Origin of the sequence: Streptomyces ortus, assembly GCF_026341275.1 — a bacterium.
In the GTDB taxonomy this organism is placed as follows: domain Bacteria; phylum Actinomycetota; class Actinomycetes; order Streptomycetales; family Streptomycetaceae; genus Streptomyces; species Streptomyces ortus.
The window spans coordinates 149318-166437 of record NZ_JAIFZO010000002.1; the positions used below are offsets into that span (position 1 = coordinate 149318).

Below are 17120 nucleotides of genomic sequence, written 5' to 3' on the forward strand. Positions count from 1 at the left end.
GCTCACAGAGTCCAGCGGCGCAGCTCGCGCGCGATGTCCTGCACGGCGGCCTCCCCCGTCTTGACCAGTCTGGCCAGGTCACGCACCTGCTCGGGCGAGGTGACGACCTTCAGGCCGCTGGCGACGAGATAGGCGTAGGCGACGGCCATCGCGAACATCGCGTTGGACCGCTCCAGCGCCGGGACGTGCAGCAGGAGCTGGAGCAGCGCGGCGGCGCGGGCGTGCGGGCTGTCGTACACGGGGACGCCGAAGATCTCGGCGTCGTGGCGGCCGACCGCGGCGACGAGGGCGCCCCAGTCGACGACCTGCGGGTCGCCCGGTGTCTTGTGCTCGGCGACCATGAGGAGCCAGGCCAGGTCCACTCGGATGTTCACCGGTTCGTTCAACGGCTCGGAGGGTTCGTTCAAGGCCTCAGCGACGACCTTCCCGGCCCGAACCCCTGTCCGAATCGCGGTCAGCGCTTCGGTTCGCGCTCCGATCCGCGTTCCGGTCCGCGCTTCGGTCCGCGCTTCGGTCCGCACCGAACTACTCGGCGAAGACGGACTCGTACTGCTTCATGAAGTCGGCGGCGGCCTCGACGAAGGTGTGGCCGGCTTCGCCGGTGTCCTGTCGGACCAGTTCCTCGATGTAGCGGTTGACGCTCATCCCGCGGGCCAGGGCACGTTCACGCGCGGCCCGGGCCGTGCCCTCGTCCACACGCACGTTCAACTGAGTCTTGGCCATACGTCGAAGCTAGCGCCGAACCGCTAGCAAGGGCAAGAGGGGCCGGATCGCCCGGCATCCCCTAAGGGTGCCCCTTACATGGACCCCGAGGTAACCGACCTGCGGCGGAGAACACCCGGCACTTCGGGGGGATACCGGGTGTGCCCCCTATCACACTAGGCTCGCCCGCGGACATCGGAGTCCGACCACGGGGAGGCGGTCTTGTCCACAGCAGCTGCGGAGCACGCCCTCGGGCGCACGGGCCCGGAGGGGACGGCGGCCCGCGCCCGAGCTCTGACGAAGGCGTACGGGTCGGGCGAGACGGCCGTGCTCGCCCTCGACTCGGTCGACGTGGACATCGCGCGTGGCCGCTTCACGGCCGTCATGGGTCCCTCGGGGTCCGGGAAGTCCACGCTGATGCACTGTCTGGCGGGGCTCGACTCCGTCTCGGCCGGCCAGGTGTGGCTGGGTGACACCGAGATCACCGGGCTGAAGGACCGCGCGCTGACCCGGCTGCGGCGGGACCGGATCGGCTTCATGTTCCAGTCGTTCAATCTGATACCGACCCTGAACGCGGCGGAGAACATCACGCTGCCGATGGACATCGCGGGCCAGAAGCCCGACGAGAAGTGGCTTGACCAGGTCATCGACCAGCTCGGGCTGCGCGACCGCCTCAAGCACCGGCCCGCGCAGCTCTCCGGCGGTCAGCAGCAGCGGGTGGCCTGCGCCCGGGCGCTCGCCTCGCGTCCCGAGCTGATCTTCGCGGACGAGCCGACCGGCAACCTCGACTCGCGCGCGGGCCTTGAGGTGCTGGGCTTCCTGCGGGAGGCGGTCGACGAGCTGGGGCAGACCGTGGTCATGGTGACCCACGATCCGGGCGCGGCGGCCCACGCCGACCTGGTCCTCTTCCTCGGGGACGGACGGATCGTGGACGAGATGGCCCACCCGACGGCCGACGCGGTACTGGAACGCATGAAGAGGTTCGACACGCTCCGCGGCACTCCGGACTCCGAGGGCGGGACCGAAGCCGCCCAGGGCACCGCAAAGGGCCCCGGCGAGGATCGTGAGTCCGATGGTGACCGTGCACGTGCCCCCGGCCGAGACGCCGGGCAAGGCGTCCAGCGGAGCACCGGACAAGGCGGCGGGCAGGGCAGCGGACAGCAGGGCAGCGCACCGAGCAGCGACCACACGAGCGTTTCGGACCAGGGCATCGCCCCCGACAGGGACTGAGGCAGGCCGTCGTGCTGAAGGCGACACTCCGGAGTTTCCTCGCCCACAAGGGCCGGCTGCTGCTCTCGGCGCTGGCCGTCGTCCTGTCCGTGGCGTTCGTCGCGGGCAGCCTGATCTTCTCGGACACGGTCAGCCGGACCTTCGACCGGCTCTTCGCGTCCACCTCGGCCGACGTCACCCTGAGCCCCAAGGCGGACCTGGAGTCCCAGATACCCTCCGGGGCCGTCGAAACGGTGCCCACGTCCCTCGTGGACCGCATCGCGAAGATCGACGGAGTCGCCCTCGCCCGCCCCGACGTCTCCGTCGAGAACGTCACCGTCGTCGACAAGGACAACGAGTCGGTGGGCCCGACCACGGGCGCGCCCACCATCGCCGGCGACTGGAACGTCACCGACCGCAGCCCCGTGCAGCTGACCTCGGGGCACGCCCCGCGCGGCCCCGGCGAGGCGCTCCTCGACGCGGACACCGCCGACAAGAAGCACGTGGGCATCGGTGATCCGCTGACCGTGATCGCGCAGCCCGGGTCGTTCAAGGTGGAGGTCGTCGGCATCGCGACCTTCAAGACCACCAATCCCGGCGCCGCACTAGTCTTCCTCGACCGGACCGTCGCACCGGACAAGCTGCTGGGCCGGGACGGGGTCGCCACCAGCATCCAGGTGGACGCCGACCAGGGAGTGACCGACGCACAGCTCAAGCGGCGCATCGCCGGCGAACTGGGCTCCAAGACCTACGAGTTGGAGACGGCCGACGAGCAGGCCGACTCGGCCGCCTCCCAGCTCGGCGGCTTCCTCGACGTGATCAAGTACGTGATGCTCGGCTTCGCGGGTATCGCGGTGCTGGTCGGGGTCTTCCTGATCGTCAACACCTTCTCCATGCTGATCGCGCAGCGCACCCGCGAACTGGGCCTGCTGCGCGCACTCGGCGCTGACCGGCGCCAGGTACGCCGGTCCGTGCTGACCGAGGCGATCCTGCTCGGCCTGGTGGGCTCGACGCTCGGCCTCGCCACCGGCATCGGACTGGCCTACGGGCTGATCAAGCTGATGAGCGTGTTCGGCATGAACCTGAAGACCACCGAGATGGTCATCGGATGGGGGACGCCTGTCGCGGCGTACGTCGTCGGGGTGGGCGTCACCTTCGTCGCGGCGTACCTGCCGGCCCGCCGGGCGGCCGTCGTGTCGCCGATGGCCGCGCTGGCGGACGCCGAGATCGCCGGTGTGGGGCGGCCGTTGCGGGTACGGGCCGTCGTGGGGGCGATCGTCGGCGCGCTGGGCGCCTCCGCCCTCGTGGGCTGCTCGACGGCGACGGACACCTCGTCCGCCGCCTCGCTGCTGGGCCTCGGGGTCGTCCTCACCCTGATCGCGACGGTGATCGCGGGGCCGTTGCTGGTCCGGCCGGTGATCCGGGTCCTCGGCGGGTTCTTCCCCGCCGTGTTCGGTTCGGTGGGCCGGATGAGCCAGCGCAACGCGCTGCGCAACCCGCGTCGCACGGGTGCCACCGCCGCCGCCCTGATGGTGGGCCTCGCCCTGGTCGGCGGGATGTCCGTGGCGAGCGCGTCCATGACGAAGTCCTTCGACGAGCAGATCGACAAGACGCTGGGCGCCGACTTCGTGGTGCAGAACGCCAACTTCATGCCGTTCCCGCAGGAGATCACCGGCAAGGTGATGGCCACGGAGGGCGCGGGGCTCGTCGTACGGCAGCGGTTCGCGCCGGTCGCCGTCCGGCTGCCGGACGGCAAGCGCGTCGAGACGACCGCGGCCGGCTACGACCCGGACCTCGACAAGGTCGCCCGCATCACGTACGCCGAGGGCGACACGGCCGCGGCACTCGCGGACGGGAACATCGCGATGGACGCCGGTTTCGCCGAGGACCACGACGTGCGGGTCGGCAGCACGATCCCCGTCGAGTTCCAGGCCGGGCGCAAGACCGAGCTGAAGGTGGCCGCGCTGACCGACCAGGACGCCGCGGAGGGCTTCGGCACGCAGGGCGGGCTCTTCCTGGGCTTCGCCACCGTCGAGAAGTTCGTGCCGGGCGGCCAGGACTCCGCGCTGTACGTGAACGCGGCCTCCGGCACCTCCGCCGACACCCTGCGCACCGCCCTCGACAAGACGCTCGACCCGTATCCGCAGGTGCAGGTACGTGACCTGGCCGACTACAAGAAACTGATCCACGACCAGATCGCCGTGCTGCTGTACCTGGTGTACGCGCTGCTGGGGCTCGCGATCGTCATCGCGGTGCTCGGCGTGGTCAACACCCTCGCCCTGTCGGTCGTGGAGCGCACCCGCGAGATCGGGCTGCTGCGTGCGATCGGTCTCGGCCGACGGCAGCTGCGCCGGATGATCCGGCTGGAGTCGGTGGTGATCGCCGTGTTCGGCGCGGTCCTCGGGCTCGCGCTCGGACTCGTGTGGGGCGTCTGCGTGCAGCAGGTACTCGCCCTGCAGGGGATGAAGGCGTTCGCCGTCCCGTGGGCCACGCTGATCGCGGTGGTGGTGGGCTCGGCCGTCGTGGGCATGGTGGCGGCCCTGCTCCCGGCGCTGCGCGCCTCACGTATGAACGTACTGGTGGCCATCGCACACGAGTGAGCGGCCCGGGCGGGGCAGCCCGCTTCGGGAGGTGTCCGGATCGTGGAATTCGATGTCCAGGTGCGGCGCCCGTGATGGGATCGGCGTATGAGTGATCTTCGGATACGGGCCGCCGTGCCCGCCGACCTCGACGCCGTCCTCGCCTTCTGGCGGACCGCCGCCGAGGGCACCAGCATCAGCGACGACCGGGACGGCGTGGAGCGGCTGGTGGGCCGCGACCCCGAGGCGCTGATCCTCGCCGAGCGGGACGGAGAGCTGGTGGGCACGGTCATCGCCGGTTTCGACGGCTGGCGCTGCCATCTGTACCGGCTCGCGGTGGCCCCGGCCCGGCGCCGCCAGGGCATCGGCGCGGCGCTCCTGGCCGCGGCCGAGGAACGCTTCGTAGGGTTCGGCGGGCGCCGGGGGGACGCGATGGTGCTGGCACGCAACGAAACCGCGCACCATGCCTGGCGCGCCGCTGGGTATGCGCCGGAAGAGCACTGGCGGCGTTGGGTCAAGCCGCTGGCCGAGTGACACCTCCCCCACGAAAGGTGTGAGCGTCCGCCCATGCGCGAGTCCCCCGACATCCGGCGCCCCGGCGTCCCACCGCGTCGACATCGCGCGCTTCCCCGGCACCTGTCCGATCATGGGACGGAGGTGACCCGATGACAGAAGTACTCCTCCTGGCCGTGGCCGTCCTGCTCTCGCTGGCCTGCGGTGCCTTCGTCGCGGCCGAGTTCTCGCTGACCACGGTCGAACGCAGTCAGCTGGAACGGGCCGTCGAGCGCGGCGAGGTGGGCGCGGCGGGCGCCCTGAGGGCCGTCAAGAACCTCACCTTCCAGCTCTCCGGCGCCCAGCTCGGCATCACCGTCACCAACCTGGTCGTCGGCATGCTCGCCGAGTCGTCCGTGGCGAAGCTGATCGCCGGGCCCCTCGAAGCGGCCGGGGTGCCGGATTCGGCGGCCCCGTCGGTCGCTCTGGTGATCGGTACGGCCCTGTCGACGGTCTTCCTGATGGTGGTCGGCGAGCTGGTGCCCAAGAACTGGGCGATCTCCTCGCCGCTCGCCGTGGCCAAACGGGTGGCGACGCCGCAGCGCTGGTTCAGCGCGGTGTTCCGGCCGTTCATCTCCCATCTCAACAACACCGCCAACCGGGTCGTACGCCGCTTCGGCATAGAGCCCGCCGAGGAGCTGGCCTCCGCGCGCGGACCGCAGGAACTGGTCGCCCTGGCCCGGCACTCCGCGAAACTGGGCGCCCTGGAGGCGGACACCGCCGAACTCTTCGTGCGTACGCTGAACCTCGCCGACCTCACCGCGGAGAACGTCATGACCCCGCGGGTCCAGGTCGTCTCCCTGGACGTCCAGGCGACCTGCGAGGACGTGGCGAACGCGACCCGGGCGACCGGCCTCTCCCGCTTCCCCGTCCACCGCGGCAACCTCGACTCGGTCGTCGGGGTCGCGCACATCAAGGACGTCATCCGCGTGCCCGCCGACCGCAGGGCCCGTACGGCCGTCTCGCAGGTGATGCGCGAGCCCCTGCTCGTACCGGAGACACTGACCGTCGAACGGCTCCTCGACAGGCTGTCCGGCAAGCGCACGATGGCCGTCGTCATCGACGAGTACGGCGGCACCGCGGGGGTCGCCACCCTGGAGGACATCGTCGAGGAGGTCGTCGGCGAGGTGCGCGACGAGCACGACCCGCACGAGACGCCCGACCTGGCCCCGGCCGGCACGGACGACGAGGGCCGCACGCTCTACTCGGCCGACGGGTCCGTCCGCACCGACCGGCTGGCCCGCGTCGGACTGCGCGCGCCCGACGGACCGTACGAGACGCTCGCGGGCCTCCTGGCGACGGAGCTGGGGCGCATCCCCGTCGAAGGGGACACGGCCGAGGTCGCCGGCTGGCGGCTCGACGTGGTGGACGCGACGGGACGGCGGGCCGCGCGGGTCCTGATGCACGCGCCGGGCGGCGGGGACACCCTCGCCGAGGGAACCGGATCCCGGAGATCCGGACCGGGAGAGGCCGGACCGGGAGAGGCCGGAGCGGAAGAGGCCGGAGCGGAAGAGGCCGGAGCGGAAGAGGCCGGAGCGGAAGGAGGGCGGGGGCGATGACAGCCGTACAACTGCTGATCGGTCTGGCGACCCTGGTCGTGAACGCCTTCTTCGTGGCGGCCGAGTTCGCGCTGATCTCCGTACGCCGCAGCCAGATCGAGCCGTATGCGGAGGCCGGGGACCGGCGGGCGCGCGGGGTGATCTGGGGTCTTGAGCACGTGTCCGCGCTGATGGCCGCCGCGCAGCTCGGCATCACGCTGTGCACGCTGGTGCTGGGTGTGGTCGCCGAGCCCGCCATCGCGCACCTGCTGGAGCCGGCCTTCCACGCGATGGGTCTGTCGACCGGCACGGGGCACGCGATCTCGTTCGTGATCGCGCTCACCGCGGCCACGTATCTGCACATGCTGCTCGGCGAGATGGTGCCGAAGAACATCGCGCTGGCCGAACCGGTGCGGACGGCCCTGCTGCTCGGGCCGCCGCTGGTCGCCCTGTCACGGGCGCTGCGGCCGGTGATCTTCACGGTGAACGCGTTCGCCAACTGGCTGCTGAAGCTGTTGCGCGTCGAGATCCGGGACGAGGTGTCCGCGACCTTCTCCGACACGGAGCTGGCCCGCCTGGTGAAGGACTCCAGTGAGGCGGGGCTCATCGACGACCGCGCCCAGGAGCGGCTGCACGACGCCCTGGAACTGGGGCGGCGGCCGGTGCGGGACGTGGCGCTGCCGCGGGAAAACGTCGTCTACGCGCGCGTGGGCGTCACCCCCGAGCAGTTGGAGGCGCTGTCGGCGGAGTCCGGGTTCTCCCGCTTCCCCGTCGTGGACGACGGACTGCGCATCGTCGGCTACCTGCACGTGAAGGACGCCCTGGACGCGATGCCGCGCGATCTGCCGTTCCCGGTGCGGGACATGCGGCCCATCGCCCGGGTGAGGGAGAGCACGCCGCTCGACGACGTGCTGACCGCGATGCGGCGCAGCCGTACGCATCTGGCGGCGGTGCTCGGCGCGGACGGGCGGCTGGCCGGGATGGTGACGATGGAGGACGTGCTGAGGGAGCTGTTCGGCCAGTCGGCGTGAAGGGGGCGCCGCCGGGGGCGGGCGCGCGGCAGACCGGTGGGTATGTGCACGCGCTATCATCTCTTCCGCCATGCAGACGAATGCCACTTTCACCAGCCTTGTCGCGGTCGGCGACTCCTTCACCGAGGGCATGTCGGACCGCCTTCCCGACGGTACGTACCGGGGCTGGGCGGATCTCCTCGCGGCCCGGATGGCCGCGCAGACGCCCGGCTTCCGCTACGCCAACCTCGCGGTGCGCGGCAAGCTCATCGGACAGATCGTGGCCGAGCAGGTGGACCTCGCGGTGGCGATGCAGCCCGACGTGATCACGCTGGTCGGCGGCCTCAACGACACCCTGCGGCCCAAGGTCGACATGGTGCGTGTCCGCGGGCTCCTGGAGGAGGCCGTGGAGCGTCTCGCACCGGCCTGCAAGCAGCTCGTCCTGATGCGCAGCCCCGGCCGCCAGGGCCCGGTCATGGAGCGGTTCCGCCCCCGGATGGAGGAGCTGTTCGCCTGCATCGACGAGCTCGCGTCCCGCCACGGGGCGCTCGTGGTCGACCTCTACGGAGCGCGCTCCCTGGGCGACCCGCGGATGTGGGACGTGGACCGGCTGCATCTGACGGGCGAGGGGCACCGCCGGGTCGCCGAAGCGGTGTGGCAGGCGCTCGGGCACGCGGCGGAGGACGCCGAGTGGGGCACCCCGATGCCGCCCTCGGCCCCGCCCGGGTGGGTCGCCCGCAGGACCGCCGACGCGCGCTTCGCCCGCCAGTACCTGCTGCCGTGGATCGGCCGCAGGCTGACCGGCCGCTCGTCGGGCGACGGCCGCGCCCCCAAACGCCCGGAACTGCTGCCGTACGAGGAGTACAAGGGGTCGGTGGAACAGGTCCGTGGACGACCGGAGCACTAACACTCGTTTCAGGTTCGCCCGATACGAAGGAGGCATCCAGATGATCGATGCAACTCGTATGTAGGAGGCCAGTGATGGCAGTCGACGCAGCGCCGTCCGGGGAAACGCCGGCCGGTCGGTTGGCAGGCCGGTGGGTGCCCTGGTTGGTGATCGGCTTGTGGCTGGTGCTGGCGGCGTGCATGGTGCCGCTGAGCGGAAAGCTGAGCTCGGTCACCACCGACAGCGCGGTGGACACCTTGCCGGCCGGCGCCGAGTCCACCAAGGTGGCGGCGCTGGACGACAGTCTCCCCGGAGGTGAGGACAGCACGTTCGTCTTCGTGTACCACCGGGCCGACGGCTTGACCGCCGCCGACCGCGCGGCGGTCGAGCGCCACCACGACACCCTTGCCGAGCAGTACCCGCCGAAGACGGTGGCGGAGGCCGACGAGGACGACGAGGGCTCACCGACGAGCCTCTCCTCCGACCGCGAGGCGATGACGTTCACCCTCGACGTGAGCACGTCCTACGGACCACCGGAGGACATCGTCGGCCCGTTGCGTGACGCCGCGAAGGACCGCCCCTCCGGCCTGGAACTCGACGTGACCGGACCGGGCGCGATCGACGGCGACATGGATGCCGTCTTCGACGGCATCGACGTGCAGGTCCTCCTCACCACCATCGTCGTCGTCACGCTCCTGCTCATCCTCACCTACCGCAGCCCGGTGCTGTGGATCATCCCGCTGACGGCCGTCGGCGCGGCGGCACTGACCTCGATGGGGACCGTCTACCTGCTCGTCAAGGGCTTCGGCATCGTCGTCAACGACCAGAACTCGGCGCTGCTGACGATCCTGGTGTTCGGCGTCGGCACGGACTACGCACTGTTGCTCATCGCCCGATACCGGGAGGCACTGCACCACCATGAGAACGTCCGGGTCGCGATGGTCCACGCGCTGCGCGGCGCGGCGCCGGCCATCGTCGCGTCCGCGGCCACCGTGGTCGCCGGCCTGCTCTGCCTGCTCGTCGCGGACCTGAACAGCACCAGCGGGCTGGGCCCGATCGGTGCGGCCGGCATCCTGTGCGCGTTGGTGGCCATGCTGACGCTGTTCCCGGCGGTGCTCGTGGTGCTCGGCAGGCGGATCTTCTGGCCGGCCGTCCCGCGGTTCAGCACGGCCGTGGAGGAGAAGCCGGGGCTGTGGGGACGGCTCGGCACCGCCATCAGCCGCCGCCGGTGGGTGGCGACGCTCGGCTCGCTCGGAGTCCTCGGCGTGCTCGCCCTCGGACTGGCGGGCAACACCGGCGCTCTGCGGGAACAGGACCAGTTCCTGTCCGCGCCGGAGTCGGTCGCCGGCTTCACCGTTCTGCGCCAGCACTTCCCGGAGCTCGGCGGCCAGCCGCTGACGGTCTTCGCGCGTCCGGCGCACCAGGAGAAGGTGCTCGACGTCATCAAGGACACCCGAGGTGTGGCCCAGGCCGTCCCGGAGGAGACCGTCGGCGGCTGGGCCAACATCTCCGTGTTCCCGAAGGACGCGCCGGACACCGCCGCGGAGTACGACACGATCAAGCGGGTGCGTACCGCCGTGCACACGGTGAGCGGGGCGGAGGCGATCGTCGGCGGGCCGAGCGCGGAGAACCTCGACACCGAGGTGACCACCAGGCGCGACGAGAAGCTGGTGATCCCGCTGGTGCTCGTCGTCGTCCTGATCATCCTCGGGCTGCTGCTGCGCGCGATCCTGGCCCCGCTGGTCCTGATGGCCACCGTGATCGTCTCCTTCGCCGCGGCCTTCGGCGGCAGCGTGTTCGTCTTCGACACGATCCTCGGCTTCAAGGGAATCGACTATTCGGTGCCGCTGCTGGCATTCCTGTTCCTGGTGGCACTCGGCGTCGACTACAACATCTTCCTGACCAGCCGGGCCCGGGAGGAGACCGAGCGTCTCGGCACCGGAGAGGGCATGCTCAAAGCCCTCTCCGCCACCGGTGGCGTCATCACCTCGGCGGGCCTGGTCCTGGCGGCCACGTTCGCGGTCCTCGCCACACTTCCGCTGGTGATGCTGGTCGAGGTCGGCTTCCTGGTCGCCTTCGGCGTGCTGCTCGACGCCCTGCTGGTGCGGTCGGTCCTGGTGCCCGCCCTCACCCTGCTGATCGGCCGGCGGATCTGGTGGCCGAGCCGGCTGTCCCGTCCGGCGGCGGAGCTGCCGGACGCTCAACAGTCGCTCGCCGACGAGGAGGAGCCCGCGCTGCAACGGTGAGCGCGGCGGCACGGACGAGATCCGGGACGGGGCCCCAGCCCCGTCCCGGATTTTTCCATGGGCCCGACCGGTCGCCCGACCCATCGCCCGACCAGTCGCCCGTGCGGTAGGGCCGCTCAGTTCAGTGGGTCACGCAGGAGCCTCACGTTCTTCAGCAGCCGGCTCGATCCGCTGCGCGCGGCAGCCGTGGTGACCTCGGGTATCGCACCCTTGGCCGCGCTGTGCGAGGCGCAGTCGACGCCGAGGGCGAGCAGCGCTCCGGTGCTCCGGACCACCGGGTCGCGTGGCAGGCGGGGAAGGGTGGTTCCGAGCACGGCCCAGACGGCGGCGATGCGCCGGTCAGGACTCCAGGCGCAGCCGGTCGCCGTCGGCAGGGGTTGGCCGTGTCCCCGGCCGGGGACACGGCCAACCCCTGAGGTCTCCAGTGCGGCACTGCGCCCGGCCGGAGAATCCTGCACGGCCGAGGTACGTAAGTAGGCGTAGCTCCGCATGAGTTGGGGCACGTGCATACGTCAAAGGCGTTGGGGCCGCCGCCCCCTTGCCCCACGCCGCCACGCCGGGGCGGGGCGGGACGGGGCGGGTCAGCGCACCGCGGTGTCATCCCCGGCGGTGAGCCGCGCGATCGGGGCGGGCGGAGCGGGCGGGTCCGCGGCGGGAAGGGCGATCCGAAGCAGCGCGCCACCGCGTGCGGAGCGGGCGACGGCGGCCCGGCCGCCGTGTGCGTCGACGACCCGCTGCACGATCGACAGCCCCAGACCTGATCCCGGCAACGCCCGGGCACTGTCGGCACGGTAGAACCGGTCGAACACCCGCGGTACGTCGGCGGCGTCGATGCCCGGCCCGGCGTCGTCGACCTCGACCACCGCCGACGCGCCCTCGGCACGGAGCCGGACCTGGACCGGCTGGTCCGCGGGGGACCACTTGCCGGCGTTGTCGATGAGGTTGAGCACCGCCCGCTGGAGCGCGGCGGGACGCCCGCTCACCCACACGGAGGTCACGTCGAGCGCGACCTCGATGTCGGGCACGCGGGAACGCGCCCGGGCCGCGGCGGCCACCACGATGTCGGCGAGGTCGAGCACCTCGGTGCTCTCGTCGCTGATGTCACCGCGCGCCAGGTCCGTCAGCTCGGCGGCAAGGCTGCTCAACTCGGTCACCTGGGCGCCGAGATCGTCGAGCAGCCGGGTCCGGCTCTCCGCCGGCAGTGCGCTGTCCAGGGTGCCGCGCCGATCGAGCCGGATCAGCAGCTCGACGTTGAGGCGCAGACTGGTGAGCGGCGTCTTGAGCTCGTGGGCGGCGTCCTCGGCGAGCAGCCGCTGGGCCCGCCGGGAGTCCCGGAGCGCGGCGAGCATGTCGTTGATCGACTGGATCAGCCGCCGGATCTCCCCACCGCCCTCGTCCGGGATGTCGGCGTCGAGATCCCGGGTGTGCGCGACACGTACCGCGGCGGCGGTCAGCCGGTCGATCGGTGCCAGCCCGGCCCGCGCCACGGTCCGCCCGACAAGGGCGCCGCCGACCACGCAGAGCAGTCCGATCAGCAGCATGCCGAACCCGAACTGGTTGATCGGGCTGTCGTCGACGACGTGGGCCACCTGGACCGCGCCGTCGCCCGCCCGCAGCGTGTAGATGACGTAGCCGTCCTCGTCGCTGTCGTTCGACTCCATCAGGTCGTCCGACGCGCCCTGCGCCACACGCGCGGCGTCCTCGCTGACCGGCGGCAGTGCGGGTTGGCCGGCCGGCGTCCGGATCGAGCCGTCGGGCAGGATGACCCGCACCAGCCGACCGGATCCGGGATACGGCGGTAGCCGGACCTGCGCCGGACCGGCGCGCTCCGCGTCCGTCGCCAGGACACGGGAGTCGGCGCGCAGCTGACTCTCGACGGTGTCCTTCAGCTCCCAGTCAAGTAGCTCGCTGGCCACCTGGAAGGCCACGAACACGCTGACCGCGATGGCCGTCGCCGCGATCACCGTCAGCCTGGCCCGCAGGGACCGCCGGCGCCACCACCGGGTCAGCCGGCGCGGTTCCCGGCCGGCGTGCCCGCTCACGGAGGAGTCTCCCGCAACGTGTATCCCAGGCCGCGCAGCGTGTAGATCAATCGCGGCTCACCCTCGGCCTCCATCTTGCGGCGCAGATAACTCACGTATACCTGGAGGTTGTTGGCGGTGGAGCTCATGCCGAAGCCCCAGATCGCCTCGAACAGCGTGTCGCGGGTCACGACCCGGGTCGCGTTGCTCACGAGGACCTGAAGGAGGGAGAACTCGGTCCGGGTCAAGCGCAGTGGCCGGGCGCCCCGCCACGCCTCGAACCTGTCGGGATCGAGCCGGACGTCGGCGAACGACAGGATCTGTGACTCCTCGTCGGTCGGCGTGCGTCGCCGCAGCAGGGCCCGCACCCGGGCCAGTAACTCCTCGGTGGCGAACGGCTTGGGCAGGTAGTCGTCGGCGCCCGCGTCCAGCCCCGCGACCCGGTCGGAGACCTGGTCGCGGGCGGTCAGCATCAGCACCGGCAGATCCTGGCCCGCGGCCCGCAACCGCCGGCAGGTCTCCAACCCGCCGAGGCGGGGCATCATCACGTCGAGGAGCAGCAGGTCCGGCGCGTCGCCACCCACCCCGTCGAGTACGGCGAAACCGTTGGCGACGGTGCTGGTGTCGTACCCCTCGACCTGGAGCACCCGCTCCAGTGACTCACGGATGGCCGCTTCGTCATCCGCGATCATGATCCGCACGCCGGCCCGCCCCCTCCAGTCGATGCTTTTCCGCTCATTGTCCCCGATCAACCTGAGGCCAGGATTAGAGCGTCGCCGCTGTGGTGCCCGCGCGGGCCGGGTGGACGTCGGACGCCTTGCTGGGCACCTGGTTCGGCCGACCGGCCTGATCATCGCATTAACAGTCGTCTCAGGTTCGCTCGCTAGGAAGTAGGCATCCGGATGAGCGAGGTAACCCGTCGTGTCTTGCAGACGGATGCCGCTCCGATAGCGCACCACACAAACACCTGAGGGGAAACCGACGTGAAGTCGAACGCACATCCTTTGAAGCACCTCACGACGGGACGTCGCGGCTTCCTGGCCGGCACGGCGGCACTTGGCATCGGTGCCGGCCTGTCCACGCATGCCATTGCCTCCCACGTGACGGAGAACGAGACCACTGATTTCTCAGAGCGAGACCATGACCTGCCCTTCATCGGCACGGAGGAGACCTTTTCCACCCGCGAGTTGATGATACTGAACGACAGGCTGTTCCTTGAGGACACCGGTCTTGCCGAGCTCGGCCCGCGCCGCATCGGCGCAATGGACAAAGCAGGACTCAACATTCAAATCCTCTCCGCGCATACGCCAGGTGTCCAGAATGTCAAAGGTAAGAAAGGAATCGATTTTGCGTATCGCCTCAACAAGTTGCTTGTCGATGGACCCATGGCCACTTATCCGGGGCGGTTCAAGGCATTCGCAACCTTGCCTCTGCAGAATCCGGAGGCCTCGGCAGACGAACTGGAACGCACAGTTCGGGAAGATGGCTTCCTGGGCTGCTTGACCAATGGGATCATCGGAAAGAAGTTCCTCGACCATCCCGACTTCGAGCCCCTGCTGGCACGCACCCAAGCCCTTGATGTGCCGATATACATCCATCCGGGCCTGCCGCCCGACGAGGTTTTCGAGATCTACTACAGCAATATGCGGCCGGAGTACCAGAAGGAGTTCCAGGACCAGGTTCTCAGCATCTCCGCATATGGATGGCACCAGGAAGTCGTGACTCAGTGCCTTCGAATGATCACCTCAGGAGTATTCGACAGGCATCCCAAGCTCCAGATCATCATCGGCCACATGGGAGAAGGCCTCCCGTTCTTCTTCGAACGCATCGTGGAGAAGATGAGTGAAGTGACCAAGAAGAGCCTGGACAAGCCGTTCGAGCAGTACTTCCACGACAATTTCTGGTTCACGACCAGCGCATTCCCCCAGACCGAACTGCTCAACCTCCTGCTGAAGTACATAAGCGTGGACCGAGTGATGTTCGCAACGGACTACCCGTTTGCGGACATGAAAACTCAGACCGACTGGTTCCGGGGAGTCGCCCTGCCACGCGAAGCCAAGGAGAAAATCGCGTTCCGAAACGCGGAAAAACTGTTCGGAATCAAAGTCTGACACGTCCTGACACATCGCGACACGTCCCGACGGGCAGAATGACGTAGCATGCGATACGCAGTCTCTACCTCACGCGGTCTTCGTAACAGGGCGAATCGCATGCTCTTCCAGAGAGATCGAAGTGTCGCGCCAAAGGGTATTGCAGAACGCCGATCGCGCTCGGTTCCGGCGGCTTGCGACTATGTAGTTCGCTTCGGCCGAGCACGCGGTCGACGGAGACTCGCAGGGACCCCCGTGAGCAGCGGGTATGCTCCGTACACGTGACTGCGCCCGCAAAGCCCCGTATCCCGAACGTCCTCGCCGGCCGCTATGCCTCGGCCGAGCTCGCCACGCTGTGGTCCCCCGAGCAGAAGGTGCGGCTGGAGCGCCAGCTGTGGCTCGCCGTGCTGCGGGCCCAGAAGGACCTCGGGATCGAGGTGCCCGACGCCGCGCTCGCCGACTACGAGCGGGTCCTGGACCAGGTCGACCTGACCTCGATCGCCGAGCGCGAGAAGATCACACGGCACGACGTGAAGGCGCGGATCGAGGAGTTCAACGACCTCGCCGGGCACGAGCACATCCACAAGGGCATGACGTCCCGCGACCTCACCGAGAACGTCGAGCAGCTGCAGATCCGGCTCTCCCTGGAGCTGGTGCGCGACCGCACGGTGGCCGTCCTGGCGCGCCTGGGCAGGCTCGCGGGCGAGTACGGCGAGCTGGTCCTCGCGGGCCGCTCCCACAATGTGGCGGCGCAGGCGACGACGCTCGGCAAGCGTTTCGCGACCGCCGCCGACGAGCTGCTCGTCGCGCACGGCCGGGTCGAGGAACTGCTCGCCCGTTACCCGCTGCGCGGCATCAAGGGCCCGGTGGGCACGGCACAGGACATGCTCGACCTGCTGGGCGGGGACGCGGCGAAGCTCGCCGACCTGGAGCAGCGGATCGCCGGCCACCTCGGCTTCTCGCAGGCGTTCACCTCGGTGGGCCAGGTCTACCCGCGCTCGCTGGACTACGAGGTCGTGACCGCGCTGGTGCAGATCGCCGCGGCCCCCTCGTCGACCGCCAAGACCATCCGGCTGATGGCCGGGCACGAGCTGGTGACCGAGGGCTTCAAGCCGGGCCAGGTCGGTTCCTCGGCGATGCCGCACAAGATGAACACCCGCTCCTGCGAGCGCGTCAACGGCCTGATGGTCATCCTGCGCGGCTACGCCTCGATGACGGGCGAGCTGGCGGGCGACCAGTGGAACGAGGGCGACGTGTCCTGCTCGGTGGTGCGCCGGGTCGCGCTGCCCGACGCGTTCTTCGCGCTTGACGGTCTGCTGGAGACCTTCCTCACCGTCCTCGACGAGTTCGGCGCCTTCCCCGCGGTCGTCGCCCGCGAGCTGGACCGCTACCTGCCGTTCCTCGCGACGACGAAGGTCCTGATGGGCGCGGTGCGCGCGGGTGTCGGCCGCGAGGTGGCGCACGAGGCCATCAAGGAGAACGCCGTCGCCGCCGCCCTCGCCATGCGCGAGCAGGGCACCGAGCGCAACGAGCTGCTCGACAAGCTCGCCGCGGACGAGCGCATCCCCCTCGACCGCGCGCAGCTCGACGCGCTGATGGCGGACAAGCTGTCCTTCACGGGCGCCGCCGCCGACCAGGTGGCCGCGGTCGTCGCGCGCGTCGAGGAGATCCTGAAGCAGCACCCGGAGGCCGCGGCCTACACGCCGGGGGCGATCCTCTGACGCGGTTCACCCCCGCCGAACTGGAGGCCGCCCGCGGCCGGCTCGTGCCGGATGTCGTCGCGGACGGTCTCCAGGTGCTGTTCTGCGGTATCAACCCCGGGCTGATGACGGCCGCGACGGGCCACCACTTCGCGCGCCCCGGCAACCGCTTCTGGCCGGTCCTGCATCTGTCCGGTTTCACCCCGCGGCAGCTGAAGCCCTCGGAGCAGGACGAGTTGCTGTCGTACGGGCTCGGCATCACCAATGTGGTGGCGCGGGCCAGTGCCCGGGCCGACGAGCTGAGCGCGGAGGAGTACCGGGAGGGTGGACGGCTGCTCGCGGCCAAGGTGGCACGGCTGCGGCCCCGGTGGCTGGCGGTGGTGGGTGTGACCGCCTACCGGGCGGCCTTCGACGACCGCGGGGCGGCGATCGGCGCGCAGGAGCGGACGTTCGGCGCCACGCGCGTGTGGGTCCTGCCCAACCCCAGCGGTCTGAACGCCCACTGGACGGCGGCGACGATGGCGGAGGAGTTCGGCCGGTTGCGGGAGGCCGCGCAGGACTTTCGGAACACTCCCTAGAGGGTGTCC

Annotated in this window: 15 protein-coding genes; 10 read left to right on the plus strand and 5 right to left on the minus strand. The window is 70.3% G+C overall.

The genetic code is table 11. From position 1 onward, the window contains the following. Positions 1 to 2: 2 nt before the first annotated feature. Together K3769_RS03520 and K3769_RS03525 are read right to left on the minus strand one after the other, a co-directional pair. Entirely contained in the window at positions 3 to 341 is a 339-nt protein-coding gene (locus K3769_RS03520; RefSeq protein ID WP_267031234.1) for a fic family toxin-antitoxin system, toxin component, read from the minus strand. Positions 342 to 525: 184 nt separating this feature from the next. Next, a complete protein-coding gene (locus K3769_RS03525) occupies positions 526 to 723 on the minus strand; it encodes an antitoxin (protein ID WP_267024970.1) in 198 nt (65 codons plus the stop codon). A 201-nt stretch (positions 724 to 924) separates the two neighbouring features. On the opposite strand from K3769_RS03525, the gene K3769_RS03530 reads away from it, so the two are divergent. The 7 genes from K3769_RS03530 to K3769_RS03560 all read left to right on the plus strand — a co-directional run bounded on the left by K3769_RS03530 (position 925) and on the right by K3769_RS03560 (position 10722). Beyond that, a complete protein-coding gene (locus tag K3769_RS03530; protein ID WP_267024971.1) occupies positions 925 to 1932 on the plus strand; it encodes an ABC transporter ATP-binding protein in 1008 nt (335 codons plus the stop codon). Between the two features lie 11 nt (positions 1933 to 1943). Continuing rightward, positions 1944 to 4511: an ABC transporter permease gene (locus K3769_RS03535; protein ID WP_267024972.1), complete on the plus strand. Its 2568-nt coding sequence runs from the start codon at positions 1944 to 1946 to the stop codon at positions 4509 to 4511. Between the two features lie 87 nt (positions 4512 to 4598). Then, the gene (locus tag K3769_RS03540) at positions 4599 to 5024 is read left to right on the plus strand and encodes a GNAT family N-acetyltransferase (RefSeq protein ID WP_267024973.1); all 426 of its coding nucleotides are present in this window, start codon (positions 4599 to 4601) and stop codon (positions 5022 to 5024) included. A 131-nt stretch (positions 5025 to 5155) separates the two neighbouring features. After that, a complete protein-coding gene (locus tag K3769_RS03545) occupies positions 5156 to 6601 on the plus strand; it encodes a hemolysin family protein (RefSeq protein WP_267024974.1) in 1446 nt (481 codons plus the stop codon). After that, positions 6598 to 7611, plus strand: a complete 1014-nt coding sequence (locus K3769_RS03550; protein WP_267024975.1) for a hemolysin family protein — start codon at positions 6598 to 6600, stop codon at positions 7609 to 7611. The genes K3769_RS03545 and K3769_RS03550 overlap by 4 nt, the downstream gene beginning before the upstream one ends. Before the next feature lie 70 nt (positions 7612 to 7681). Beyond that, positions 7682 to 8497, plus strand: coding sequence for an SGNH/GDSL hydrolase family protein (locus K3769_RS03555; protein WP_267024976.1), 816 nt, complete (start codon positions 7682 to 7684; stop codon positions 8495 to 8497). Positions 8498 to 8571: 74 nt separating this feature from the next. After that, positions 8572 to 10722, plus strand: coding sequence for an MMPL family transporter (locus K3769_RS03560; RefSeq protein WP_267024977.1), 2151 nt, complete (start codon positions 8572 to 8574; stop codon positions 10720 to 10722). A gap of 116 nt (positions 10723 to 10838) precedes the next feature. Here the strand turns inward: K3769_RS03560 and K3769_RS03565 are convergent, their stop codons facing one another. From K3769_RS03565 to K3769_RS03575, 3 genes are all read right to left on the minus strand, one after another. After that, complete coding sequence (locus K3769_RS03565; protein WP_267024978.1) at positions 10839 to 11180, minus strand: hypothetical protein; 342 nt, start codon at positions 11178 to 11180, stop codon at positions 10839 to 10841. Positions 11181 to 11303: 123 nt separating this feature from the next. Beyond that, positions 11304 to 12764, minus strand: coding sequence for a sensor histidine kinase (locus tag K3769_RS03570; RefSeq protein WP_267024979.1), 1461 nt, complete (start codon positions 12762 to 12764; stop codon positions 11304 to 11306). Then, on the minus strand, positions 12761 to 13444 hold the full coding sequence (locus K3769_RS03575) for a response regulator transcription factor (protein WP_308216267.1): 684 nt from the start codon (positions 13442 to 13444) through the stop codon (positions 12761 to 12763). Before K3769_RS03575 ends, K3769_RS03570 begins: the two co-directional genes overlap by 4 nt. Positions 13445 to 13726: 282 nt before the next feature. Between K3769_RS03575 and K3769_RS03580 the strand changes: the two genes are divergently transcribed. The 3 genes from K3769_RS03580 to mug all read left to right on the plus strand — a co-directional run bounded on the left by K3769_RS03580 (position 13727) and on the right by mug (position 17111). Further along, positions 13727 to 14854: an amidohydrolase family protein gene (locus K3769_RS03580; RefSeq protein WP_267024981.1), complete on the plus strand. Its 1128-nt coding sequence runs from the start codon at positions 13727 to 13729 to the stop codon at positions 14852 to 14854. Positions 14855 to 15114: 260 nt separating this feature from the next. After that, positions 15115 to 16554, plus strand: a complete 1440-nt coding sequence (purB, locus tag K3769_RS03585) for an adenylosuccinate lyase (protein WP_267024982.1) — start codon at positions 15115 to 15117, stop codon at positions 16552 to 16554. Beyond that, the gene (mug, locus tag K3769_RS03590) at positions 16551 to 17111 is read left to right on the plus strand and encodes a G/U mismatch-specific DNA glycosylase (RefSeq protein WP_267031235.1); all 561 of its coding nucleotides are present in this window, start codon (positions 16551 to 16553) and stop codon (positions 17109 to 17111) included. Before purB ends, mug begins: the two co-directional genes overlap by 4 nt. Positions 17112 to 17120 lie beyond the last annotated feature (9 nt).